Raw genomic sequence first — 23,842 nt, forward strand, 5'->3', positions numbered from 1 at the left:
AAGGGTTTGTAGCCCTTCGAGAGTTCGAATCTCTCCGTCTCCTCCAAATTCGAAAGCCGCAATCATTATTAATGATTGCGGCTTTTTTTGTTGCATTTTTATTTTATATCGTTATAATAATGCACCAATGGAGACGTGGCAGAGTGGTTGAATGCACCGGTCTTGAAAACCGACAAGGGTTTGTAGCCCTTCGAGAGTTCGAATCTCTCCGTCTCCTCCAAATTCGAAAAAAGCCCCAATCAGTGATGATTGGGGCTTTTTTTATGCTGGATATTTATCCTATAATTTTATAAATATTCTGCAGCACTTTTTTATCTCATTAGCGACTCATCAAACTTAATTTCCTGCCCATTCTCCAATATCAATGTGCCTTTACTGATGATGATGGTCAAGTCTTTGGTATTTTTAATAGCACGCATAACGTTGATGTCTTCAATACTGCTCTCGATGATGATCTTGCCAGACTGCTCTGGTTTAATAGGCGGGTCAAACTGTGTTAGTGGTACGTTAAAGCTTTTGCCCTGCGCCAAGTTAGCATCTTGCATGGTCAGTGTGCCCTTAAAGCTTCGAATGGCGACCTTGCCGTGATTAGAGAGCATAAACTGCAGTTTTACTTGATTTAAGCTGTCACTATCGCTGGTTTTGACTGGTAGTAGAGCGACAGGGTAGTTCTGCGCATTGGCACTATAAGCTGGCTGGCTGCTGACGATGGGGCTTTTTTTACCTGTTGGATTGTTTGGATGTAGTCGTTCGTATTCACGCTGTTGCACAAGGGCTTGCTTGATAGTGGTACGCGGCATCGCCCCCGACTCATAGGCACCGCTGAGTTTCATTCGCAACATGTAGCGGCTGAGTAATTGCTGCTCAGATTCAGGTAACTGCTCAAAAGTGGTGCCGAGTTTTTTCTGCCACTGATCTGAGTTGGTCGGTATGGTTTTTTTGGTTGGATCCGCGGTTGGCTGTGAGCAACCAGAAACGATTGGTAGTATCGCTAAGGCAATCGTCAATAACAAAGCTTTATTCAAGCGTTGATGTAAACTCGCCATCGTACACCTCCTTAAAAATCTTTATGGATAATAAAGAATGACAACAAAATAATGAGCGTTTTCTTAATATACCTCGTTTGATGAAAGGTTGTGTTTAATTATCGCTAAATGCTGTATCGCAAGCAAAATAGGCATATTTTTGTTATATGACAGCAAAAAAGGGCAGGAGACGTACTATTTATAATAAGTTCTGACAAGCAATCATGATCGGTATTTTCATTCACAATAGCTATTTTTATTACGCCCACAAAAAAAGACTGAGTGCCGTTAAGCAAACTCAGTCTTTTTTATTAACAGCAGTAACAGCTAACGACTGTTTGAATGGTTAGTCATGAGCTTGGTCATTTTCTTGAAGCTCAGATAGTGAGTGAGTAATATTGTTATTATGGGTCACGACAATAGCCTCATCAATAATATGCTGACTAACACCGCGTTTGCGCAGACTTTCGATGAACACCTCATCATGGGCTAGGGTATAGTCCTGATGATCGCGGTCAAGTCCTTGGCGGATATATAAACGAATAAGCCCTTGGATGCGTTTAAACCCCAACTCCTTTGAAGTGGCTTCTAATAACGAAATCATCTCTTCAGACAAACGAATACTGATCGGGCGCATGATTTTTTGCGGATGATCAGAAAACTTATTTTTTACACGTACAGGTATCATAATAAACCATTATTTTTAGTGAGTAGGAGTAAAGCACTCAGACAAAAATTAACCCAATCAAAACTATCCTTACCATACAACAAAAACGCCTAAAAGAACACCGTAGCCATGCCAATCGTATTAGAGCGTGTCCTCAATTCAATCGATTAACCTCTAAATAGGCAAAAAATGGCTAAATTTTGCCAAACATCGTCAAATAGCTTATCAATATCTCGATATTATTTGTGCTACTTTCCTTGTTTGACGGTAATTTATCTCATTTTTGTCATCGTTATTTAAAATAAGGACACGCCCTAATATTGTGGTTATTCTTTTAATTGAAAACGGCAGCCATAAAAAAACCTTCATCAAATAATGATGAAGGTTTTTAGTATATGGCTCTCCAACCTGGGCTCGAACCAGGGACACACGGATTAACAGTCCGTTGCTCTACCAACTGAGCTATTGGAGAATAAGTTGGTATAACGACAAGTTAGGTAAGCGCTATCGCTTGTCTTGTTTGCGTTATGTGGGGCGTATTTTAGCCAAGTTGTTATAGGCTGTCAACCTTATTATGCCATTATTTATAAATATTGTTGTTATCTATCAAAAATAACCAGTAATCCCTTATAAAGCGGGCTGTTTTGGCAAATTTTGACCGCTAAAATATTATTTTTTGACTAGGGCGTGTTTTCAATTCAATCGATAAATCTCTAAATGGGCTAAAAATGGCTAAATGAGTTAAAGAATGAGCTAAAAGTGGTCAAAACCCTTATTTATGTAGGTTGGATATAAAATCTAGCGGCAATTTAATTAGACAAGTCGCCTATCTTTTTGAATAGTAAAACAATCTGTACTTCCCTCGAAACAAAAAAGTCATAAACAGCCCTTCACATTGCTAGATTATTTCTATAGAATACCGACCGTATGGTTTCTTTAATGTATATACATTATTAATATGTGATCAACTTGAAACAGGTAACCTAATTATGAGTCCCACCACTATTGCCTACGGTTATCTAGCCATCGCCATTATTTGCGAAGTGGTTGGCACGACCTTTTTAGTCAAGTCAGAGCAGTTTACGCGTTTGGTGCCGACCCTGATTATGGGTGTGCTTTATGCCATCTCGTTTTACTTATTAACACAAACCATCAAAACCATACCGCTTGGTATTGCTTATGCACTATGGGGCGGGTTGGGAATTGTGCTGACATCGCTCGTTGGCTTGATGTTTTTTAAGCAAAGTCTTGATACGGCAGCTGTGGTTGGTATCGCTATGATTGTGGGCGGTGTCGTGGTGATGAACTTATTCTCTAATTCTGTGGTGCACTGATATGGAAATGGAAAACGCTTACAAACGTAAAAAACAGCCCGAAGTTGTCCGTCGTGCGCTACTAGATCAGGCAGCGCGGATCACGTTAGAGCAGGGCTTATCAAAAGTGACCTTTCAGGCGGTCGCTGATGCGGTCGGGGTGACCAAAGGCGGGGTGATGCATCATTTCACCACTAAAAATGCACTCATCCTTGAAGTGTTTCATGATGCGATGGCGAGGTTTGAGGCAGAAGTTAATCAAGCCATGGCAGAAGACCCTGTGCGTTACGGCTCTTTTACTCGTGCCTATATCAATGCCACGATTAGCTTAGGCGAAAAGGGGCAGGAAGAGCTCGATAGTCAAGCAACCTTATATGCATTGATGCTAGGCGATAGCGAGTTACGTGAGTTGTGGGCCAAGTGGGCAAATGCGCAATTAAAGAAACATCAAGCAACCGACAATACCGAAACATTATGTATGGTGCGTCTGGTGGCTGATGGTATTTGGCTCTCTGATTTTTCAGGCATTAGTATCTCAGATAAAACCTCTATTCATAAGCGTTTGATAAAAATGACGCAACCTGAGAATGAATAAAACACTGTTCTTAAATGATTGATCAAATAAGCTTTTTTATTAAAAAAGCATTGAAAGACAGGCTTGTAGCCATAGGCTATATAAATTCATTTTAAACATTTAACCCATGACGACATCATTTAGCATTAGTTTGTTTATAAGGCTTTTGCCAGTCGTTAATAGGAGCACCGCATGACAGATTCAAAAACACACCTAAACAACTTAACAGACATCATAGATTTAAAACAAATACAAACTGCTTATATTAACGGCCGTTATTTGGCTATTGATGAATCTTTGGCTACTTTTGAAGACATCAATCCAGCCACGGGTGAAGTGTTAGCTACCGTTCAGCAAACGACCAGTGAACAGATTAATGAAGCGGTAAAAGCGGCACAAAAAGGTCAAAAAATTTGGGCGGCGATGACGGCGGTTGAGCGCAGTCGTATTTTGCTAAAGGCGGTTGCACTATTACGCGAGCGCAACGATGTACTCGCGTTACTTGAAACCAAAGACACGGGCAAAGCACTCTCTGAAACCAAATATGTCGATATCGTGACTGGTGCTGATGTCGTTGAGTATTATGCAGGGCTTGCGTCGATGATTGAAGGTCGTCAGATTCCATTGCGTGATACTAGCTTTGTCTATACTCGCCGCGAGCCACTTGGCGTCGTCGCAGGTATCGGTGCGTGGAACTATCCTATTCAAATCGCGATGTGGAAAGCAGCACCAGCGTTAGCTGCTGGGAATGCGATGATTTTTAAACCTTCTGAAGTCACGCCTCTAACGGCACTAAAACTGGCAGAAATATTGACAGAAGCAGGTCTGCCAGATGGCGTATTCAACGTCGTGCAAGGGGATTATAAAGTCGGCGAAGCGTTAACACAGCATCCTGATATCGCAAAGGTATCATTTACGGGTGGCGTACCAACGGGTAAAAAAGTGATGGCGAGTGCGGCATCTTCGTCGCTGAAAGACGTAACCTTGGAGCTTGGCGGTAAGTCGCCCTTGATTATATTTGATGATGCGGATATCGATACCGCCGCTGATATCGCGATGATGGCGAACTTCTATAGCACGGGTCAAGTTTGTACCAATGGCACGCGGGTTTTCATTCCAAAAGCCTTACAAGCCAAATTTGAGCAAGCTATCTTGATACGTGTTGAGCGTATTAAGTTGGGCGATCCGATGGAAGAAAATATTAATATGGGTCCATTGGTCAGCTTCCCGCATATGGACAGAGTACTTGGCTATATCGAGCAAGGTAAAGCGAGTGGTGCTCGTCTGCTAACAGGCGGTGACCGTGTGACAACAGGCAAATTGGCAAATGGCGCATTCGTCGCACCGACGGTATTCACTGATTGCACCGATGAAATGACTATCGTGCGCGAAGAAATCTTTGGTCCAGTGATGTCGATATTGACTTATGAGACTGAAGAAGAAGTGATTCGCCGTGCCAATGATACCGAGTATGGTTTGGCTGCAGGAGTCGTGACCACTGATTTGACTCGCGCTCATCGCGTGATTGCACAGATTGAAGCGGGTATTTGCTGGTTAAATACGTGGGGCGAGTCGGCTGCACAAATGCCAGTGGGTGGTTATAAGCACTCAGGTATTGGCCGCGAAAACGGCATTGAAGCCCTTGAGCATTATACGCAGACCAAATCTATCCAAGTAGAGCTTGGTAATTTTGAATCGGTATTTTAATCACTTGTGCTGTGAAATTTTTAAAACGGTAAGGTTTGCGTGTTAGGACTAATTTGTCCTTTTGGCACCGCCTTACTGATATGAAATGATGGATTTTTTAATATTATGGAGCGTTTTATGACATCAACCACACCTGAATATGACTACATCATCGTCGGCGCAGGCTCAGCAGGCAATGTGCTGGCCACCCGCTTGACCGAAGATGCCAACATTAAGGTGTTGCTGTTAGAGGCAGGTCGTCCGGACCATCGCTTAGACTTTCGCACGCAGATGCCAGCGGCGCTCGCTATGCCGTTGCAAGGTACTACTTATAACTGGGGTTATAAAACCGATCCTGAGCCTTATATGAATAACCGCGTCATGGATTGTGGTCGCGGCAAAGGGCTTGGCGGCTCGTCTCTGATTAATGGGATGTGTTATATCCGTGGTAATGCCTTGGATTTTGACGATTGGTCTGAGATTAAAGGTTTAGAAGATTGGACGTATTTGGACTGCCTGCCTTATTTCAAAAAGTTAGAAAATCGCGATGCTGGTGAAAATGACTATCATGGCGCCGGTGGTCCCGTCGAGATGACCACTTCCAAGCCAGGAGTCAATCCGCTGTTCCAAGCGATGATCGAAGCAGGCGTGCAAGCAGGCTATCCAAGCACGGATGATTTAAACGGCTATCAACAAGAAGGCTTTGGGCCGATGGATCGTTTTGTCACGCCTAATGGTCGCCGCGCTTCGACTGCTCGCGGTTATCTCGACCGTGCCAAACCGCGTAGCAATATCACCATTTTAACGGGTGCATTGACTGACGTGATTTTGTTCGATGGCAAGCGCGCTGTCGGCGTTAAAGTCGCTCATCAAGGTCAAACCAAGAATTTTTACGCGTCTCGTGAGGTGATTGTCTCCTCTGGTGCGATTGCATCGCCGCAATTATTGCAGCGCTCTGGTATTGGTCCTGGTCAATGGCTCAAAGATTTGGGTATCAATGAGATTTTAGATTTACCGGGTGTTGGTAATAATCTACAAGACCATTTAGAGCTGTATATGCAGTACGAATGTAAGCTGCCAGTGTCGATTGCGCCTGCCAATAAATGGTGGAATAAGCCTGCCATCGGTGCCGAATGGTTGTTCAATGGCACAGGACTTGGCGCCTCAAATCAGTTTGAAGGGGGCGGTTTTATTCGTACCGATGAGAAGTTTACCCATCCTAATATCCAGTACCACTTCTTGCCATTAGCAGTGCGCTACGATGGTCGTAGTGCCGTGAAGTCGCACAGTTTCCAAGCGCATGTGGGCTCATTGCGCTCGCCAAGTCGTGGTCGCGTCAAGCTGACCTCAAAAGACCCAAGCACTCATCCGAGCATCTTGTTTAACTATATGTCTCACGACCAAGACTGGCACGAGTTCCGCGCGGCAATGCGTATCACCCGTGAAATTATGCATCAGCCAGCACTTGACCCTTATCGTGGTCGCGCCATTGCGCCAACCGATGACTTGGTGACCGATGCGCAGCTAGACGAATATGTCCGTAATCATAGCGAGACCGCTTATCATCCGTCGTGTACTTGTGCGATGGGTGAAGGTAATGATTCGGTGGTCAATGGCGAAGGGCTCGTACATGGTATCGATGGCTTGCGCGTCGTTGATGCGTCGATTATGCCAAATATCATCAGTGGTAATCTGAACGCGACCACCATTATGCTTGCCGAAAAAATCGTCGATAAGATGCGTGGTAAGCAGCTACCACGCTCGACGGTAGACTATTACGTTGCCAATGGTGCACCGCTTAGAACTGAGCCGATGCGCGCTTACCGCTCTACTGTATAAAGAGCTATATGAGCTATTAGGCAATGAAATATATAAGCAATTTCAATAAGAAGACCTTTCCACGCAAAGGTCTTTTTCATCAGCACTAATGTATTAAGTATTTTTAATACTGTTGTGGCTGCCTTTGATTGTCATTTAATTTTTTATTTACATTGCAGTTTTCATTTATTGGTACTGCTTTGTGCGTCATACAGTCCTCAAGTTATGACGGACAAATCAATATCAGACCCTGTTTAATTTACCTATTGAGGTCTTTTATGTACAGCTCGCCATCAAAAGATGCGACGAAACCCCTGACTCTAAACAAGACGGTTTTTTTAGGTTCAGCTATTATCTCTATTTTATTAATTATCTGGACGATTGCGTTTCCAGATTATAGTGAGACATTGTTAAGCTCAAGCATGGCATGGGTATCAGAGAGTTTTGGCTGGTATTACATGCTGGTGGTTGCCGCTTATAGTATATTTGCACTATTTGTTGGTTTTTCTAAATACGGCGATATCAAGCTTGGGCAAGACCACGAAAAAGCCCAGTTTCCTTTCCTAGCATGGGCGGCGATGCTGTTCTCTGCGGGTATCGGTATTGATTTACTGTTTTTTGGTGCCTCTGAGCCATTGATGCATTATTTAACGCCACATACGGGGCTGGAGCCTGCCAGTGCAGAAGCGATGCGCGAAGCACTTGCGCAAACCTTTTTACATTGGGGGCTACATGGTTGGGGTATTTATGCCTTAATCGGTATGGCATTGGCGTACTTTGCGTATCGTAAAAACATGCCATTGGCGCTGCGTTCACCACTGACGCCTATCTTTGGTGAGCGCTTGATCAAAGGCTGGCTTGGCGATGGTATTGATACTTTTGGTGTTGTTTGTACCTTGATGGGTATCGCCACCAGTTTGGGTATTGGGGTATTGCAAGCCAATGCTGGACTGACTCATGTCTTCGGTATCGAATCGAGCAAAACAGTACAGACGCTTATTATTGTAGGTGTCGTTGCTGCTGCGGCTATTTCGGCGATGACAGGTGTGGAAAAGGGCGTACGCCGCTTATCTGAATTTAATATGCTATCGTCGATATTGCTATTAATCGCCATATTGGTGATGGGTAATACGGTGTATTTGCTGAATACCTTTACTCAAAATATTGGTCAATACTTTCAAACCATTCTCTTTAAAACTTTTGATGTATATGCCTATGACGGTACTGCTGGTGCTGATTGGAAGTCAGGCTGGACGATATTTTTCTGGGCATGGTGGGTCGCTTGGGCACCGTTTGTTGGTCTATTTATCGCGCGTATTAGCCGTGGTCGTACCTTGCGTGAGTTTGTCTTTGGCGTGATGTTTATTCCGCTGGGTTTCATTTTTGCATGGTTCTCTATCTTTGGTAATTCGGCGATAGACTTGGTTGCTAATGGGGCAACTGAACTTGGTGAAATCGCTGTCAATGATGCTGCCATGGGTATGTTTGCCTTGTTTGAGTATTTTCCTTACAGTAACGTTTTATCATTCGCTGGTGTGGTCATTGGTTTAGTGTTTTTTGTGACCTCAGCGGACTCAGGCGCGTTAGTATTAGCGAACTTGAGCTCACGCGGCATGACCAATGACACCGATGCCCCGGTTTGGTTGCGTCTGTTTTGGGCAGCAGCAACAGGTCTTATCACTTTGGGATTATTGTTTGCTGGTGGCTTTGCCTCATTGCAGTCAGTATCTGTAATTGCTGGTTTGCCATTCTCGCTTATCCTTGTACTTTATATGATGTCAATGTGGAAGTCGCTAAAAGAAGAAGGTAATAAACGCAAAGCCAGTACGATTGGTACGGCTAATGTGCTTGATAGTGGTAAGAGCTGGAAAGCACGCTTGCAACGTATCGTCAGTTTCCCTAGACATGCACAAGTTGAACGCTTTTTACAAAATGTGGTTAGACCTGCCATGACGGAAGTTGAAAAAGAGTTTGCGGCAGGCGGTCTAAAAACCTCTTTGGACATCCGTAACCCTGAACATATCGGACAAGATATAGATGAAGGAATGGATGAGAGTAGCGGTCAAATAGATGGTCTAAAATTGCGAGTTGGACATGGCGATGAAGACGACTTTATTTATGAAGTGAATTTGATTAAAGCTGAGCGTCCTAACTTTACATTGAGCACCTCAACTAAGAATGCAGAGTACTATTACCGTGCGGAAGTGTTCTTAAGTGAAGGCTCACAAGAGTATGACTTGGTTGGTTACTCCAAAGAGCAAGTGTTGGTCGATATCTTAAATCAGTACGAGCGCCATTTGCAGTATCTACATTTAGAGCGTTAATTGATTTATCAACACGTCCTGAATATTGAAGTAAAAACACTTAAGTAAAAACATCGTAACAAACAACCCCATAAGTTGAATGCAGCTTATGGGGTTGTTTTATGAAAAATAAAATCAGTAGATATAGGGTAAAATATATAAAGATACGTTTCGGATTATCAGTTTCGAAATATTAGCAAAGGATAAGTTTGTGACCACATTAAAGTACATCGCTCATTATTCTGAGCAAGTTCAAACCCAAGCGGCATTGCTGATTAGCGATGGTACATTGGGCGCATATCTAGAAAAAAAGTATCCCACTCAGCACCAAATAAAAAGTGATAAGGCGCTTTATCAGTATATCAATGAGATAAAAAACCAATATATGCGCAAAGTGGGACAGTTATCGAATGTCAGCTATAGCAGTAAATTAACGGTCCTCAAACATGCGCTAGGTATTCATACCACCCAGTCTCGCATACAGGGCAGTAAGCTAAAATCCCACAACAGCATCACCGTGGCCAGCTTATTTCAAGAAGCGCCGCCTGAGTTTTTGCGCATGATTGTCGTGCATGAGTTAGCGCATTTTAAAGAGCATGAGCATAATAAAGCGTTTTATCAATTATGCTGTCATATGGAGCCTGAGTATCATCAGTTTGAGCTTGATACGCGGTTGTGGTTGCACTGGCGCGAATTGAGGTGATCGCAGTGCTGTATCCTTTTCTTCTCAAAATGAGGACACGCCACAGATTATATTTCTTATCATAAATTTCTTATCATAAATTTCTTATCATAAATTTCTTATCATAAATAATATTATACCTTTTATTAATATATTTTAGTGTATAATTTAATAACGATGATTTTAATGATTGTTGATAAATGGAGAAGATGATGAAACGGATAGTTGCTACTGCACTTGCTATAAGCGCCGCCTCACTGATGGTTGGCTGTACAGCGACCAATGCTATGTCACAAAAGAGTGACGTCATTCCAGAGAATAAAAAACCGACGCCATCGGTGTTGATAAATGTGACATCAGAGGATGCTCAAGTGCAGCTGATGTCGATGGTACTGACCATGCAATCCGCGCAGCAAGGTGCCAATACTCGAGTATTGCTCTGCGGTCCAGCCGGTGATATGGCACTCCGTGATGCGCCAAAAAGTGTGACCACAGCACAACCGCCTAAAAATATGAGCCCACAGGGTTTGATGCAAATGGTCATGAAAAATACCAATACCAAGGTTGAGGTTTGTGCACTTTATCTACCGGGTAAGGGTATTGACCAGTCGGCACTGATTGACGGCGTGAGTGCTGCTGATCCTGCTGATATCGGAGCGCTAATGGTCGATCAAACCACCAAGATAATGAGCTTTTAGGCAGATAAAAAATAATTAGTAGTTTGATGAATAAAAAGGGTGTGATATCGACTATCGCATCCTTTTTTTGTGTCAGTCATTTTGGCTAGTGGAATTGCGTTATAATCCCAGCTAAGCACTGTTTACCAAGTAATATTCGCCAAGTACTATTGGCTGAAAAACAAGTACCATAGATCCTAATTCATAAAAGGTTATGAGCAATGATTAATACCAAAATTTATAAAGCAATTTATACTTTAGCTGAAGAGTTATTGGAAGCTGATCGTATAGGCAATCAAGCAGCATTTGATGGGTTTTATGCCGAATTAGAAGCCATTTGTAATGATAATGAAAATACCGATAAAGACCATCCAGAACAGTGGGAAACATTGGCTGACTTTACCGAAGATTTAGACGAAGCCTTAGTTATTTATGACAAGGCCTTAGCCAAAGCGACTGCGATTAATTCAAAAGATCATTTATCGTCGATTGCTTTTTCTATGGCAGTGTTACAGCTTGAGACAGGTAACAAAGAAGCGGCTATTCAAAGTCTGCAAAATGCCAAAATCACTGCCAATAAGATTGAAGATAAAGAGTTTAAGGTTGAGATAGACGAGCTACTTACCAAGTTGTTGGCTGAATAATCTCAATACTGAATAGCTTCAACTAAGCAGGAATGATTTGTTATGCAAAACCTACCTATTGCAATTATCGGTGGTGGCTTGAGTGGCTTATATGCAGCGTTTTTGTTAGAACAACGAGGCATCGATTATATATTGCTTGAGGCGCGTGATAGATTGGGCGGGCGCATCGCTGTTGCTCCATCATCAAGCAATAAAGCCTCAGTAGAGAATGCATCAGTAGATATGTCTTCTAAAAGCCAAGGTTCTAATAATGAAAAATCAAACGATGGCTTCGACTTAGGGCCATCGTGGTTTTGGCCAGAGTATCAGCCGCATTTGAGCAGTCTTATTGGAACGTTGAATTTACCACGTTTTGCGCAATTCGAGGACGGCGATATGATGGTTGAACGTGCCGCCAATCAGTTACCTATCCGTACCCAAGGCTATCAAAGTTCGCCACCGTCTATGCGTCTCGTCGGTGGTATGGCATCGCTCATTGATGCTCTGTATGCGCGTTTAAATCCTACGCGCATTATCACGGGGCGAATCGTAAAGCATGTAACCAAGACTGAGCGCTGTATCAGCATAGAGAGCGAGAGCAGCTCTGAACAGATGACAGCTGGTCAAATAACTACTTATCAAGCGCAGCATGTGCTCCTTGCGCTACCGCCTCGTTTGGCGGCGGCTAATATTAATTTTGAACCTGCTTTACCACAGGCGTTGATAACAGAATGGCAAGAGACCGCGACATGGATGGCGCCACATGCCAAATATGTGGCGGTTTATGAGTCGCCCTTTTGGCGCAATCAAGGACTATCGGGTTCAGCGAGAAGTGCAGTAGGGCCACTTACTGAGATTCATGATGCGTCCTTGGTAGAGGGCGAAGGTGCATTATTTGGCTTCTTTGGCGTTCCTGCTCACGTCCGCCAAAGCGTCTCGGAGTCAGAGCTAAAAGCCCATTGCCGCGCGCAGTTGGTACGTTTATTTGGCGAACAGGCAGAGACGCCAACGGCTGAATATTTGAAAGACTGGGCGCAAGATTCATTGACCGCGACGCCTGCTGATGCCAGTGGCGCAGGTCAACATGCTGGCGCACCGAACGCTAAGCCGAATACAGGTGCATGGCAAGACTGCCTAACGGGCAGCGCTAGTGAATGGTCAGAGTCATTCCCCGGTTATATTGCTGGTGCTATCGACGCAGCACATAAGGCGGTACAAAGTTTAGGTTTAGGTTTGTCTGATGAGCTATCGTCATCGGCGTTACCATCCAATAGGATAGTTGATGAGTGAGTCTTTAGAACAGCAAGCTTCTCGCAACACCAGCACATGGCTCATCCCTTTTGCTTGCTTGTTAGGCGGAGGAGGTCTGATTGGTATTTCTACCAATTTGGCAAAATATGCTGGTGAGATAGGTATTACACCACTGGCATTTCTCTTTTGGTCCATCACGGGCGCTGCTGCTATTTTATTGATCGTTGCATTAATACGGCACGAATTACCTCCCTTAAATGCGCGTAGCTTTGAATACTATTTTGTGGCGGCGCTCATCAGTGTTGCAGGTTCTAATTTACTACTGTTTTCGGCTATTCCACATGTAGGTGCAGGTTTCGTCGCGCTCATTATCTCGCTTCCACCATTGCTGACTTATCTTGGCGCATTGGCACTGCGGATGGAGCGATTTAATATCGTCCGCGCTTTGGGTGTCGCCGCGGCGCTTCTTGGCGCAGGAGTATTGGCAGTGCGTAAGTTTTCGACGCCAGACGCCAGTACTTTTTGGATTTTGATCGCGCTTTGCGGGCCAGTATTATTGGCTATTGGTAATATATATCGCACCTTACGCTGGCCTGATAAGGCATCACCTAGCGCACTCGCGCCAGGTATGCTAATCGCGGCGTCGCTGTTGCTGCTGTCATTTAGTGTATTGCCTAGTTTTTCAGTTAATATGCCACTGGACTGGGTGCCGCTAGGTGTGATTGGCATACAAGCCGCCGTATTTGCAGGTCAATTCTTATTGTTGTTTTTACTACAAAAAACCGGCGGTCCTGTTTTATTAAGTTTATTAGGATCGGTCGGCGCAGTTGTCGGTGTGCCAGTGGCTATTTTTTTGCAGGGTGAGATGCCGCCAGAAGGGCTGTTCTTGGGTGCTTCATTGATCGCACTGGGCGTTGGTTTGGTGACATGGGGCGGGGTGAAAATGGCGACCACATCGACAGAAACTACGTAAATATGATTATTGGGATATAGCGCTCATAAATACGCCAACCTATAGACTAATGACCCTACTAGAGCATATGTTTGCACTGCAACTATCCAAAAATGTAGCCATGTAGAAATGCCACTATGCAACCCTCACAATAATCATTTTTTTATCTAATCCAACCTCACAAAACCTCTTTAGAACGTAAATATTACCGTCACTGCCAATCTATAATTTATCTACAGCCATTTTAGCAATCAGCATGGCTAGGTATGAGTGTTCAAAAGGGCATCATAATTGGTTACGATTATCTCAAATCAGTTTTTGTGAGTAACACAAAAAAGGAGTATAAATATCGTGGTTATTCCTATCATGGATTAGGGCGATGCATGCAGCCAAGCGTTATCGATTGTTAAATAATGTCACGATTGTCATTAGTATTATCGGCGTAGCCATTGCTTTATTAGACAGTGGTTTCACGCTGCCGATGTGGCTACAACAGGTTTTCCATATTTTTTATCTGGCGATTATTTTTTTAGGCTTTGTTGTGACGGCAGGTCGTTACATCTATAGCAAAAAGCCACTGACTCTAAATAAAGTCGCGGTCTTTGACTTACTGACCAGTATCGCGATTGTTATCCTATTGGTAGCACATTTCACTGATTTGGTGCGCTCTGGGATGTCGGTCGCTGTTGATGGCTTCGTTGCCATCAAAATTGCCGTCTTTGTGACCTTTATTCGTGAAATATCTGACCACGATTTTAATCTCAACCGTACCTTTTTAAACCCTGCGCAGTTTTTTATCTTAAGCTTCTTGTCATTGGTATTGGTCGGTGCATTGCTACTGATGATGCCCAATGCAACGATGCAGCCGCTGTCTTTCATTGATGCGCTCTTTACCGCGACCAGTGCTGTCTGTGTGACTGGTCTCATCGTGGTAGATACGGCGACTTATTTCACGACTTTTGGGCAAGTCATTATCATGGGGCTGATACAGATCGGCGGCTTGGGTATTTTGACCTTTGTGACGTATTTTAGTTATTTCTTCAAGGGTGGTGTCAGTTATGAGACGCAGGCGAGCATCAGTGAGATGTCCTACATGCGCGGCATGGGTGATGTGGTATCGACCCTCAAATCCATCTTATACGTGACATTTGCCGTTGAGGCAGTGGCTGCGGCACTCATTTATATCAGTATTTATGACATACCAGATATGGATTGGTCTGAGCAGTTATTCTTCTCTGTTTTCCATGCGATTTCTGCGTTCTGTAATGCTGGATTTTCTACATTTAGCGCTGGCATGTATGATGACGCGCTACGTTTTAATTACCCATTACAACTGATTATCGCCACGACCTTTATCTTTGGCGGCATGGGTTTTGTCATTGTGGTCAATGTGCTGCGTTATTTGCGTGATCGTGCCGAGCGCCTGATATATCGCCATGATCAGCGTTATATTTATCGACCATGGTTGCTCAATATTAATAGCCGCATAACCTTGATTACGACGGGCGCTTTATTGTTGGTAGGTCTCATCGGTGTGATGATATTTGAATATAACAATGTGCTGGCAGACCATCGCAGTTTTTTCGGTAAGCTTGTCACAGGGCTGTTTACTGCTGCCACGCCGCGAACCGCAGGATTTAATACCATCGACATGGGGGAACTCGCGTTTCCCACGATTATGTTGACGATATTTTTGATGTGGATTGGTGCTTCGCCAAACTCGACGGGCGGTGGTATCAAAACCAGTACGTTTGCGATTGCCCTGTTAAACACTTTGAGTTTGGCACGTGGTCAGACCAACGTTGAGGTCTTTAAGCGGCAGATTGCTGACATCTCGATTCGCCGTGCATTTTCTATTATGTGGCTGTCTTTATTGGTCATCGGTATGGGGGTGACGCTCATCAGCTATGATCAACCGGAGCTTGATTTAATCAAGGTGGTTTTTGAGTGCTTTTCAGCTTACAGCACTGTGGGATTAAGTTTGAATTTGACGACAGAGTTATCAGATTTTAGCAAAATGGTGGTGTCAGTCATTATGTTTGTTGGGCGTGTCAGCATGTTGACCATCTTTATTGCCCTACTTAAAAATAGACGCCAGCGCAATTATCGCTATCCAACTGAAGAAATCACGATCAATTAAATGGTCGTGAATAAGCCATTTCATCATTAAAAAATACTGAAAAAGGTTAATAAGGTTATGAAATATATCATCGTAGGGCTAGGGAACTTTGGCTCATCGCTAGGCATGGCGTTGACCCGTCAGGGGCATGAAGTGATTGCCATTGACAGCAGCATGCAAAAGGTTGAGGCGTATAAGGAAGTCATCTCTCATACCATCTGTATGGATGCCACGGATGAATATACCGTCAATGGTTTACCGATTGTCGACACTGATATCGTTATTGTCGCAATCGGTGAAGACCAAGGCGCAAACGTCATGGCGACGGCATTATTTAAAACCCTAAAAGCAAAACGTTTGATCAGTCGTAGTATCAATCCACTGCACGAAAAAGTGTTGCAAGCTATCGGTGTGGACGACCTTATTCATCCTGAAAAAGAGGCGGCCAATCGCTGGGCCAAACGGCTGTCGCTACGTTATTTCGTCGACTCGTTTGAGCTGAGTGATCATTTCAGTATGGTAGAGATTAGCATTCCCAAGTCGTTGATTGGTCAGACCGTTGACGACTTGCAATTGGAGCAAAAGTTTAATATTCGATTGCTTAGTACCCTGCGCTATGAGTATTATGAAGACAGCCTTGGTCGTACGCAAAGTAAGCCTAGTATTAAAGGCTTGGCTGCGCCTGAGCAAGTATTGCAAGATAACGACGTATTGGTCATCTACGGTGCTAACAAGCATATCAACGAGTTTCTGCGTAGTGTCGGTGTGAAAATCAAATAAACATTTGCAACAGCCGTGACATGAAAAGGCAAAGGGGAAACTTATGAGTAAGCGCACTATATCCATCTTGTTGCTTGCGACGATGGAATTGTTGTCAGGTTGTGACCAGACGCCGCAAGACCCGAACGTGTTGTATTCAGAAAAACATCAAGACCCCATTCAAGAGCTGGAGATGACAACAGCGGTTGATCGTAGCCAGTTTGCCTATAAACAAACCTTTTATGTGCCCATTTATTCTGACATCTATACCGATAGAGACAATCGTAAAGTCTTGCTATCAGCGACTTTGAGTGTACGCAATACCACGCTAAAAAAATCGCTGTATATCAATAAAATTGATTACTATGGCACTGATGGAACCTTTATAAAATCCTATTTAAACAAACCGATTGAGCTTCCAGCAATGGCCACGCTCAATTATATCGTCGAAAAAGAAGAGGATAAAGGCGGATCGGGCGCCAACTTTATCATTGAAGTCGAAGGGATAGACGAGACGGTCAAGCCCGTCATTGAGGCGGTGATGATCGGTAATTTTAGCAATAAAGGCTTTGCATTTAGTACAGAAGGTACGCCAGTGGTGCATTGATTAAGGATAATAAAATCCAAGGAAAGGATATGTCTGCAACCAAAGAAGAAATTGTCGCCTTTATGGCGTTGGAATTTCCACAAACTAAATGTGTCATCGAGGCAGTCGGTGACAATCGCTCGACCTTATCACACGATATTGGTATCAATGAATTGCGTCCCGGTGGTACGGTCTCTGGACCAGTATTGATGAGCATCGCTGATGTGGCTCTCTATGTGGCGATACTTGGTAAAATAGGTATTGTGCCATTAACAGTGACGACGAGCTTGACCATTAACTTTTTGCGCAAACCCTCAGCAGAAGCACGTATTATCGCTGAGTGTACGTTGATAAAAGTAGGTCGCACGCTAATCGTTGGCGAGGTTGCGCTTTATTCTGAAGGCTCTCGCGACATGGTGGCTCACGTAGTTGGCACGTATTCCGTACCGCCTCAGCACGTTTAGCTATTTTTAGCCCATTTTTAAAATGAGGACAGTCTCTAAAAAAGCAGTGCTATAAAAATTAATGTCATAAAATTAATGCTGATAAGGACTGCTACTGTTTGGTTGCCTCGACCTGAATGTTTAAATGAAGGTTTTTAGTGACGCCAAACCACGCATATTTATCGATATTCCATTTGGTGCGATCAATCATCGCCGTAAAATCCCCACCACAAATATCTTTTTTGAGCGTGGGATGTAGATAACAGTCAAACTTAGTCGCTGTTAAGCTAATAGGATGGGTTTCGCCATGCAGCGTTAGATGACAGTCTACTTTTGTGACCATTGGGCGTGATTTGTCTTGGCTAAAATACCATTTGTTAGAATCAAAACGTGCCAACGGAAAGCGCTGCATATCAAAGAAGCTAGGGCCTGTCAAAGTCTGGTTAAATGCTTTATTTCCCGTATTTAGAGAGCTGATCGGAATGACCAAGGAGATATTGCCAGTTTTTAAACTTGAGTCATATTGCAGTTGACCTTGGACATTATAAAAGCCGCCCGCAGTGGCAGGGGATTGGAAGCGTTCAATGGCAAAGCGCACATGGGTGCCAGCAGGATTGATGGTATAACTGGCGGCATGGCTGCTATGTGCAGCGCTTATTATTAATAATGGCAGTGTCAGTGTCAGTGCCAATGTCAGTAAAGGGTAGATATATGATTTTTTTAGAATAAAAGATAGGATGCTCATAGCTACATTCCTTTGCGGGCTATTGATAAATAAAGAACGTCGTCGATGAGCGCAATCCATGCTGTTACTCAATGTTAAGTCAGGCAGCAATAACTATTTATACATTATTTATCAAATGCTTAGTAGCTTTATTTTTATAACAATATCATTATTAATTTGGCTATTATTCAACAGCTAAGATTGGGTTTTCGACGATTTTTGAAAGCTTGCCGCATCAGGTTTTTTGCCATTAGCATTGATGCTGTTGGCTTTATTCGCTACTGGGTATTTAAAAAATAGCGTTGCAAGCGCGCAGGTTATGGTCAATGACAGTAGCATCGATACTAATGTATGACTAAAAAAATGATCACCAAACAGCATTTTATACAGTCCCATCGTCCATCCTACGACTGTGACTATTTCAAATATTCTATAGCGATACTGATGTAGAGTGGGTAAAAATGCCAAGCCATACAGAGAAAATCCTGCACTGGCATGAGCCGCTGGGAAGCACTTGGCAGGCGTGTTAGCGACTATGTTTTGCCAAACGTTTAGATAAGGCAAGTCGCCACCAAACAGTATTAAATGATTGGGGCAACTGACATGAGTCACACCTTTGAGTAGCGCAATCATACTGGGAACGGCAATTAAAACAAGCAGTAGATAACTTATTTCACGCGTGGATAAAGGCGTGAGCAGTTTATCGTACTTAGCATTTTTTATTACCAGATTGATATCTGAATCCTGTTTATGTCTCAGAATTAGAATGGTTATGAGATAAATGCCAAGTAAGATGAGTAGCAATTTAGGCAAGTCATAAAAAATAAAGGCAAAAGGTTGTGTGCCTTTTTCTAGTAGCCAGTGTCCATTAGTATAAAAAAGCTCACTAATATGAATGTCTAATTGGCTGTGCTCAAACAACAGTGTCGCTATGATGGTCAAGCATAGGAGTTTAAGCCAGACTCCATTGGCTGAATATGTTTTCAAAATACAACACTCAATAATGCCATCATCCACAAGATAAATAGCAGCATTAATGCCAAAAATTGCGCCGCAGAGCCAACATCTTTGGCTATCTTTGCCAGTGGATGCTTGGCGGTCGATGTGTGATCGACACTGGCTTCGATTCCAGTGTTAATGAGTTCGACGATTAATGATACGAAAGAAGCGACGACTAGCAGCATTTTGACGCTGATAGTGAAAGGGCACAATATAATAGCCGTGAATAATATGAGATTGAGCCAAAATACTTGTCGAAAAGCCGCCTCAAATTTGTAAGCTGCTTTAAAGCCGTCCAGAGAGTAACCAGCGGCTTTTATAATACGGTAAAATCCTGTTTTACCCTTGGCGTCACTGGCATAGCTATGAGGTAGCAGTTGTTTTTTGCCTGCTATTGGGCTTAAAACCCCACGACTGGCCGACTGGTTTTCAAGATTAATAGGATTTGCTTTATTCATGTCAAATGCTTCACAGTCTATTAATATCAAGGTATGCGATAAATTTTAACCATTTAATCGTGGAAAAAATAAATGGACGAAATAAATCAGCAGATATTAAGTATAAGCGGGCAGGCATTAAGAAAACGTTAAGCTTTTTTAAAATAGAGATCTTCTCTAATGATAATTGATGATAAAAGTACTGCCACCTAACGGATTGACTTGATGAGTAAGCTGCCAGCCCATATGTGTCATGATGCGCTGTACGATACTGAGCCCCAAGCCTGTGCCTTCTACTGGATAATGGGCGTCAGCTGCCGATGACGATTCTGTATCCAATGAGATGTCTTTATACTGCTGCTCTAAACGCTCAAATCTCTCATATAGTAGCGGCATCATCACCTCAGGAATACCTAGACCAGTATCAGTGACGGTGATTTTTTCAGCATCGATAGTGATGATGACCTCACCCTCATCGGTGTACTGAAACGCATTTTTTATCAAATTACCCAGTGCCATTTTTAGCAGTTCAGGTCGTACGTGTGCGACATACAGCTGTTCTGCGACTATTTTACAAATGACTGACTTATGGCGAAGCAAGTAATTTAAGCGCTGTACTTCATTTAACGCGATGTCATTGATAGACGTTGGCGGTGCATCCAGTTTTTCAGGCGCACGAGACAGCAATAATAAGGCGCTGATAATCTCCGAGGTTTCTTTGGCGGTCGTACTGATACGAGTGGCAAATGCGCTCAAGTGAGGGTCGTTTTCTAGTTGCGAGGACAATACTTCTGATGCCCCCATGATAATCGTCAAAGGCGTGCGCAGCTCGTGACTGACATCACCAGTAAATAGCTGCTCGCGTTTGAGGTACTGCTCAAGTTTGTGGTTTTTTTCATCGATTGCGCGTGCTAACACGCCAACCTCGGAGGGCAGATGCGTCAATTCCGTCAAGTTGCGATGATCTGTTTCTACGGCTTGCTTTAAGTCTAATAAAGGCTTGATAATTTGCTTGGAGGACAGCGATGAAAATATCGCTGCAATCAATAAGCTCAAAATGACTGCTACTTTGAGGGCGTTGGCAAATATGTCTTCTAAATGCTCAAATATGGCCAAAACAGGGTAGTTCCCCATCACCATTTCAGTGTTTTCTAAGTAAGTTAAAATGTAGTTTTCTTTGTCTTTTTTATAATTAAAAAAATGTAACTCTGTTGTTGATTGACCATTTTTAGTGGGGACAGTGACGGGCATCTCTTGTACGGTTTGGGTTGCCAGTTTTTGCAGATTGCTCGGTGCGTTATCGAAGCGATAAATTTTAATACCCGGTTCAGCGGTATAAATAGGCTGATCGCCTTCTTTTTCTTGGCTAAGCTCTAACTGTTGCAATAAGCGAGCTTTGACCAGCTGTTGCTCCATTCTGACTTCGGCATACATGAAAATACTGACAAAAGTGGCACACAGTAATAGGGCAAATAACAAGTAGGAGAGTCGAAACTTATTGGCGATGGAGTCGATATTAAACATGGTATTTACTTCGTTGTGAAAGACGTTATGAAAGACAGTGAGAGTCAAATAAGGACATCAGCCGATGATTTTTTAGGCTTTATCTGGATCAATAATCTGATAACCGACACCGGGCAACGTGACTATCATGATTTTATCGAACGGCTTATCTACCTGCGCACGGACCCCATGCATGTGAGTGCGCAGTGCATCACTGCTTGGTATGTCTTCGCCCCACACCTTTTCTTCCAGCTCGGTTTTGCTAACCACGCGCGGCGCCGCACTCATCAAGGTATGTAGTATTTTGAAGCCTGTTGGTGTGAGTTTTAGCGACTTACCTTCACGTGTAATCGTATGCTCACTATGATTTAAAGACAACGTGCCAACGGTTAAACCATGCTCAAAATGATCATCTTTATGTCGGCGTATGAGAGCCTTAATACGAGATTCTAATTCCACCAATGAGAAAGGCTTAACCAGATAATCGTCAGCGCCACTATCGAATCCTGCCACTTTATCTAAAATCGTATCGCGAGCGGTCAGCATCAATACTGGCGTTTTGTCATGCAGCTCTTCCCTGAGCTTTTTGCACAGTTTAGTGCCATGCATACCCGGCAGCATGACATCTAACAAGATGACGTCATATCGATTATTCGATGCGAGCGTTAAGCCACTAATGCCATTATGGGCATTGTCTAGCTCAAAGCCTTTCGGCTCAAAAAAAGCATAAATATTGGCGACGATATCGGGATTGTCTTCAATGATGAGTATCTTGTACATGAGTATTATTACCTAAAAAGGCGGAGCGATGATAAAGAATTCAATTAGTCACTTTAAAAAAGGTGGGCGCTGCTTTGGTTTCGTCAGTGGTGATACCAAAAAACTGAAGCAAGGTTGGCGTAATAAAATCATGTGATACGGGCTGATTAATCATGTTAGCTAGGCTACTGTTAGCAATAGTGCTGCTATCAATAGTGCTGCTATCAATGCCGTTGCCAGTCGGTGACCAAATAATCACTGGCACGTGCTTTTGTGCATTTGGCGCAATAGTGTATGGCAGACCATGCAAGTAAATATTGTTTTCGCCCAAACTTTCTCCATGATCACTAATATATACCATCACCACCTCATAATCTTGCTCATAGGGTTTTAAGGTGTCGATCACGCTATTTAAAAAATAATCTGTATAACGAATGGCATTGTCATAACCATTGATAACCGATTGGTTGTCGCATTTTGATAGCTCATTGGTCATACAGACGGGCTGATATTCTGCAAAATCTTTAGGGTAGCGCTTAAAATAGGCGGGTCCATGATTGCCCATTTGATGCAGCAAAATAAGTGTGTCTTTAGGTGTCTCTTTCTGTGAGCTGCCTGACTTAACCAGTTTATCAAAACCATCAAGCATGCCTATATCTCGACACTCAATATCACAATCTGGATTGAGCGCGGCTGTTTTATAATCCTCAAAAGTTACGCGGTCAGCCACCCCTTTGGCGCTAGAATTATTGTCTCGCCAAATGACATTGACGCCTTGCTTGTGTAGCGTATCGAGCACGTTTTCATTATAGCTAGCGCTATCAGGGTCATAAGTTTTTCTATTGGCGTAGCTAAACATGCAGGGTACTGAATAGGCGGTGGATGTGCCGCATGACGAGGCGTCTTTAAAGCTGTAGATGTCTGATTGTTTTGAAAGCAAAGGCGTGGTGTTGCGCTCATAACCGTTTAAGCCAATATGGTCAGCACGAACGGTTTCTCCTACTACAAATACCATCAACTTAGGTTTTACAGCGCGGTTGCTAGTGTTGCTAGTGTTAACAATAATACTGCGTTTTGCATCTGTGGCATGAGGGATTAGCGTATCGGGACGACGGCTCTCAGCGATATAATCAGTACCCAGTTTGATGACAGAATAAACAGGAGTAATAGGATTGACATAACTACGGACTATTTTGTGCTGGCGAAAAAAGCTGGCGTATTGGTCACCAAATGGCACCAGACACACCGCTATCAATACGATAGGTAATAATAGGGTGACTGATTTTTGAAGGGTTGCTTGTTGCCAAGACAATCGCTGTAGACGAATGTTACCAATCATGAAAGCAGGCACTATACCTAGTAAAAATAGGCGAATAAATAGACTGGGTGCCATCAATCCCATGGCTTCTGCTTGATCGGTTTGTAAGCCGTTAATGAGCATATCACGATTAAATATCGACCCGTAGGCGTCGGTAAAGTAACCACAGATAGCTGCAATCAGCACCATTATGATAAGCACTACTTTTGCTGTTGAGCGATAACACAGCAGTGATAACACCAACCATATCAGCCCAAATAATAAGCCTATGATGGAAAAAATAAAGCCCGCGTTTGTGCTAAATGGATAAACGCTGAGTACTTGCTCAAAAAAGCCAATATTCGCCGACGCTACTAAATACAGAGCAACGACTATGATCAGATGATTGAGATTAATCTCGCGATTATAGAGCTTGCTTAGGGAGCGGCTTTTTTTATTAGCGTTGGGCGCATTGATTTTGGCGGCTTGAGATATTGACATACAAGTACTTCTCAACAGGATGGTAAGGAGTGTAATGCCTTACAGTAACAAGTACGCTGTTAAGAAGATGTTAAGGTGGTTGAATTCAATAAGATATTAGGACATATTAGGGTCTGTTGAACATTCCCAAATAGGCACTGCTGA

Annotated in this window: 22 protein-coding genes and 3 tRNA genes (1 of these 25 only partly in view); 16 read left to right on the forward strand and 9 right to left on the reverse strand. The window is 43.2% G+C overall.

What is annotated here, in order from left to right; all coding sequences use genetic code 11:
• Both I3252_RS11820 and I3252_RS11825 read left to right on the forward strand, forming a co-directional pair.
• Nucleotides 1-46 (forward strand) — tRNA-Ser (locus tag I3252_RS11820) (it extends 145 nt beyond the left edge of the window).
• Nucleotides 47-129: 83 nt separating this feature from the next.
• Nucleotides 130-220, forward strand: a tRNA-Ser gene (locus tag I3252_RS11825).
• Between the two features lie 91 nt (nt 221-311).
• Here I3252_RS11825 and I3252_RS11830 read toward each other — a convergent pair.
• The 3 genes from I3252_RS11830 to I3252_RS11840 form a co-directional block, all read right to left on the reverse strand.
• Nucleotides 312-1,046 (reverse strand): hypothetical protein, encoded by a 735-nt coding sequence (locus tag I3252_RS11830; RefSeq protein WP_238035331.1) that lies wholly within the window; start codon nt 1,044-1,046, stop codon nt 312-314.
• Between the two features lie 325 nt (nt 1,047-1,371).
• A complete protein-coding gene (locus I3252_RS11835; protein ID WP_109589375.1) occupies nt 1,372-1,713 on the reverse strand; it encodes a CopG family transcriptional regulator in 342 nt (113 codons plus the stop codon).
• 375 nt (nt 1,714-2,088) lie between these two features.
• Nucleotides 2,089-2,164 (reverse strand) — tRNA-Asn (locus I3252_RS11840).
• Between the two features lie 517 nt (nt 2,165-2,681).
• On the opposite strand from I3252_RS11840, the gene I3252_RS11845 reads away from it, so the two are divergent.
• The 14 genes from I3252_RS11845 to I3252_RS11910 all read left to right on the forward strand — a co-directional run bounded on the left by I3252_RS11845 (nt 2,682) and on the right by I3252_RS11910 (nt 17,499).
• Complete coding sequence (locus I3252_RS11845; RefSeq protein ID WP_055125113.1) at nt 2,682-3,026, forward strand: multidrug efflux SMR transporter; 345 nt, start codon at nt 2,682-2,684, stop codon at nt 3,024-3,026.
• Between the two features lies 1 nt (nt 3,027).
• Nucleotides 3,028-3,600, forward strand: coding sequence for a TetR/AcrR family transcriptional regulator (locus I3252_RS11850; RefSeq protein WP_055125112.1), 573 nt, complete (start codon nt 3,028-3,030; stop codon nt 3,598-3,600).
• Between the two features lie 171 nt (nt 3,601-3,771).
• Nucleotides 3,772-5,286: a betaine-aldehyde dehydrogenase gene (betB, locus tag I3252_RS11855; protein ID WP_238035332.1), complete on the forward strand. Its 1,515-nt coding sequence runs from the start codon at nt 3,772-3,774 to the stop codon at nt 5,284-5,286.
• Between the two features lie 117 nt (nt 5,287-5,403).
• Complete coding sequence (betA, locus tag I3252_RS11860; RefSeq protein ID WP_238035333.1) at nt 5,404-7,104, forward strand: choline dehydrogenase; 1,701 nt, start codon at nt 5,404-5,406, stop codon at nt 7,102-7,104.
• Between the two features lie 257 nt (nt 7,105-7,361).
• Entirely contained in the window at nt 7,362-9,407 is a 2,046-nt protein-coding gene (gene betT, locus I3252_RS11865; protein WP_238035334.1) for a choline BCCT transporter BetT, read from the forward strand.
• A gap of 190 nt (nt 9,408-9,597) precedes the next feature.
• Nucleotides 9,598-10,089, forward strand: coding sequence for a M48 family metallopeptidase (locus tag I3252_RS11870; protein WP_045455132.1), 492 nt, complete (start codon nt 9,598-9,600; stop codon nt 10,087-10,089).
• 191 nt (nt 10,090-10,280) lie between these two features.
• Nucleotides 10,281-10,766, forward strand: coding sequence for a hypothetical protein (locus I3252_RS11875; RefSeq protein ID WP_201539993.1), 486 nt, complete (start codon nt 10,281-10,283; stop codon nt 10,764-10,766).
• Nucleotides 10,767-10,966: 200 nt separating this feature from the next.
• On the forward strand, nt 10,967-11,389 hold the full coding sequence (locus I3252_RS11880; RefSeq protein WP_055125108.1) for a hypothetical protein: 423 nt from the start codon (nt 10,967-10,969) through the stop codon (nt 11,387-11,389).
• Between the two features lie 42 nt (nt 11,390-11,431).
• Nucleotides 11,432-12,658: an FAD-dependent oxidoreductase gene (locus tag I3252_RS11885; RefSeq protein WP_238035335.1), complete on the forward strand. Its 1,227-nt coding sequence runs from the start codon at nt 11,432-11,434 to the stop codon at nt 12,656-12,658.
• On the forward strand, nt 12,651-13,592 hold the full coding sequence (locus I3252_RS11890) for a DMT family transporter (RefSeq protein ID WP_238035336.1): 942 nt from the start codon (nt 12,651-12,653) through the stop codon (nt 13,590-13,592). Before I3252_RS11885 ends, I3252_RS11890 begins: the two co-directional genes overlap by 8 nt.
• Before the next feature lie 358 nt (nt 13,593-13,950).
• Entirely contained in the window at nt 13,951-15,711 is a 1,761-nt protein-coding gene (locus I3252_RS11895; protein ID WP_238035337.1) for a potassium transporter TrkG, read from the forward strand.
• A gap of 57 nt (nt 15,712-15,768) precedes the next feature.
• Nucleotides 15,769-16,470: a TrkA family potassium uptake protein gene (locus tag I3252_RS11900; protein WP_238035338.1), complete on the forward strand. Its 702-nt coding sequence runs from the start codon at nt 15,769-15,771 to the stop codon at nt 16,468-16,470.
• A gap of 43 nt (nt 16,471-16,513) precedes the next feature.
• Complete coding sequence (locus I3252_RS11905; protein WP_238035339.1) at nt 16,514-17,056, forward strand: DUF3124 domain-containing protein; 543 nt, start codon at nt 16,514-16,516, stop codon at nt 17,054-17,056.
• Between the two features lie 29 nt (nt 17,057-17,085).
• Nucleotides 17,086-17,499 (forward strand): PaaI family thioesterase, encoded by a 414-nt coding sequence (locus tag I3252_RS11910; protein WP_201605045.1) that lies wholly within the window; start codon nt 17,086-17,088, stop codon nt 17,497-17,499.
• Nucleotides 17,500-17,590: 91 nt separating this feature from the next.
• Here the strand turns inward: I3252_RS11910 and I3252_RS11915 are convergent, their stop codons facing one another.
• From I3252_RS11915 to I3252_RS11940, 6 genes are all read right to left on the reverse strand, one after another.
• Nucleotides 17,591-18,223, reverse strand: coding sequence for a YceI family protein (locus I3252_RS11915; protein WP_238035340.1), 633 nt, complete (start codon nt 18,221-18,223; stop codon nt 17,591-17,593).
• 174 nt (nt 18,224-18,397) lie between these two features.
• On the reverse strand, nt 18,398-19,189 hold the full coding sequence (locus I3252_RS11920) for a PAP2 family lipid A phosphatase (RefSeq protein ID WP_238035341.1): 792 nt from the start codon (nt 19,187-19,189) through the stop codon (nt 18,398-18,400).
• Nucleotides 19,186-19,659: a diacylglycerol kinase gene (locus I3252_RS11925; RefSeq protein ID WP_238035342.1), complete on the reverse strand. Its 474-nt coding sequence runs from the start codon at nt 19,657-19,659 to the stop codon at nt 19,186-19,188. Before I3252_RS11925 ends, I3252_RS11920 begins: the two co-directional genes overlap by 4 nt.
• A 156-nt stretch (nt 19,660-19,815) precedes the next feature.
• A complete protein-coding gene (locus I3252_RS11930; protein WP_238035343.1) occupies nt 19,816-21,162 on the reverse strand; it encodes a HAMP domain-containing sensor histidine kinase in 1,347 nt (448 codons plus the stop codon).
• A gap of 72 nt (nt 21,163-21,234) precedes the next feature.
• A complete protein-coding gene (locus I3252_RS11935; RefSeq protein WP_238035344.1) occupies nt 21,235-21,921 on the reverse strand; it encodes a response regulator transcription factor in 687 nt (228 codons plus the stop codon).
• 40 nt (nt 21,922-21,961) lie between these two features.
• Nucleotides 21,962-23,698 carry a phosphoethanolamine--lipid A transferase gene (locus I3252_RS11940; RefSeq protein ID WP_238035345.1) on the reverse strand — a complete coding sequence of 579 codons (1,737 nt, stop codon included), beginning with the start codon at nt 23,696-23,698 and terminating at the stop codon, nt 21,962-21,964.
• Between the last annotated feature and the right edge of the window lie 144 nt (nt 23,699-23,842).

This window comes from Psychrobacter sp. Ps4 (assembly GCF_022129285.1).
Taxonomy (GTDB): Bacteria; Pseudomonadota; Gammaproteobacteria; order Pseudomonadales; family Moraxellaceae; genus Psychrobacter; species Psychrobacter immobilis_A.